This window comes from Alkalibaculum bacchi, assembly GCF_937875145.1.
Taxonomy (GTDB): Bacteria; Bacillota; Clostridia; order Eubacteriales; family Alkalibacteraceae; genus Alkalibaculum; species Alkalibaculum bacchi_A.
The window spans coordinates 1-1,838 of the sequence record NZ_CALNCS010000235.1 but is presented as its reverse complement, the minus strand read 5'-3'; the positions used below and the strand labels follow the sequence as shown (position 1 = coordinate 1,838).

At 38.2% G+C, this 1,838-nt stretch carries 3 protein-coding genes; all 3 read left to right on the top strand.

Annotation, left to right across the window (positions count from 1 at the left end; genetic code table 11):
* Positions 1-163 (top strand): nucleoside-triphosphatase (locus tag Q7P22_RS13600; RefSeq protein WP_303864966.1); only part of this gene is annotated, 163 nt, incomplete at its 5' end.
* A 151-nt stretch (positions 164-314) separates the two neighbouring features.
* The gene (locus Q7P22_RS13595) at positions 315-1,304 is read left to right on the top strand and encodes an iron ABC transporter permease (RefSeq protein WP_303864965.1); all 990 of its coding nucleotides are present in this window, start codon (positions 315-317) and stop codon (positions 1,302-1,304) included.
* Positions 1,301-1,838, top strand: a 538-nt coding sequence (locus tag Q7P22_RS13590; RefSeq protein WP_303864964.1) for an ABC transporter ATP-binding protein, incomplete at its 3' end; no start/stop codon positions are given. The genes Q7P22_RS13595 and Q7P22_RS13590, both read left to right, overlap by 4 nt.

Genomic DNA, 1,838 nt, shown 5'->3' with positions numbered 1-1,838 from the left:
TCTAGATACTCTAGATGAAAAAACGCCAATTCTCGGCGTGGTCAAACAAGCTAGCTGGGGATGGACAGACCGTATAAGGAATCATCCACAGGTAAAGCTTATTACCGTTACAAGAGAAAATCGGAATCAACTTCCAGAGTTGATTGCTGATTATATAGGATAAGTAGAGTGCTTTATAGATGGTTTTGTGTTAAGTAAAGTTGTTAAAGTAGCAAACGAAAGTTTAATAATTGGAAAGTTGGTATATGGGAATGTTGGAAAAAACAATAGAGAGAGAGGAGGGTTTAAAATTGAAAGTGTTCAATAAAAAAAGGATGATTGTTTTTGCCCTTATGATTTTACTTATTCTCACCATAATTATTTCTTTTCAATTTGGTCGATATCCTATTTCTACAAAGGAGTTAATAGGGATTCTTTTTTCTAAAGTATACTCTGTGGATTCTTTTTGGACAGTTCGAACGGAAACGGTGCTCTTTAATATACGAATGCCTCGCATCCTTTTAGCTTGTTTAGTAGGGGCTTCCCTTGCGGCGGCAGGAGCAGCTTATCAAGGGGTCTTTCAAAATCCAATGGCGGCTCCCGATGTATTAGGAGCATCTGCAGGAGCAGCTTTTGGAGCAGCATTTGCGATCCTTCATTATAGTAATAGCTACATGATTACCATAAGTGCCTTTGGCTTCAGTCTTTTAACAGTAATTCTAGTATACATTATCAGCAAGAAGGCGAGGGGGAATCCTTTATTAGGTCTTGTCTTATCAGGTATTATGGTAAGTTCCCTTTTTTCTGCAGGAACGTCCTTTATTAAATTAGTGGCAGACCCTAATGATCAACTTCCAGCCATAACCTACTGGCTTATGGGTAGCTTATCTGGAGCGAAAATCAATGATATTACATTTGTAATCATACCTATCTCTATTGGTCTGATTCCACTTATGCTCTTAAGATGGCGAATGAATGTCCTTACCATGGGAGATGAAGAGGCAAAGACCATGGGCATTAATTCTAAAAGGATTCGACTTATTGTTATTATCTGCTCTACTCTCGTCACTGCAGCTAGTGTATCTGTAAGCGGTATGATTGGATGGGTAGGCCTTGTGATCCCTCATCTCGCTAGGAAGCTTGTAGGAAATAATTATATATATTTAATGCCAGGTAGCATACTATTTGGAGCGATATTTCTCTTACTAGTAGACAATATCTCAAGAAATCTATTGGCAACAGAAATTCCCTTAGGCATTCTCACTGCCTTTGTAGGGGCACCGTTTTTTATATACTTGATTACCAAAGGAGGGGAACATTTTTGAGCATTAAAGTATCGAATCTTCATTTTAGCTATGGACAGCACTCAATCTTAAATGATATCAGTTTTGTAGCAGAAGATGGAGAGTTATTATCTGTATTAGGTCCAAATGGGGTAGGGAAGAGCACTTTATTTCGCTGTATCCTGAGGCTACTTAATGGATATCAAGGAAAAATCCAAATAAATGATGTAGAAACGAATGATTTAAGCATTGAAGAAATGGCCAAGCTCGTAGCGTATATTCCACAGTCTCATTACCCTGCTTTTAATTACAGCGTATTTGACATGGTCTTAATGGGTACCTCAGTACAAGTTTCTGCTATTTCTAGCCCTGGAAAGAAACAAATTCAGTTAGTAGAAGACGCTTTGGAGAGGTTAGAAATTAGCCACTTAAAAAACAGAGGCTGCAGTCAAATAAGCGGAGGGGAACGCCAATTAGTATTAATGGCTAGAGCTTTGGTACAAAAATCAAGAATACTCATATTAGATGAGCCTACAGCAAATCTTGATTTTGGCAATCAGGTTCGAGTATTGACTC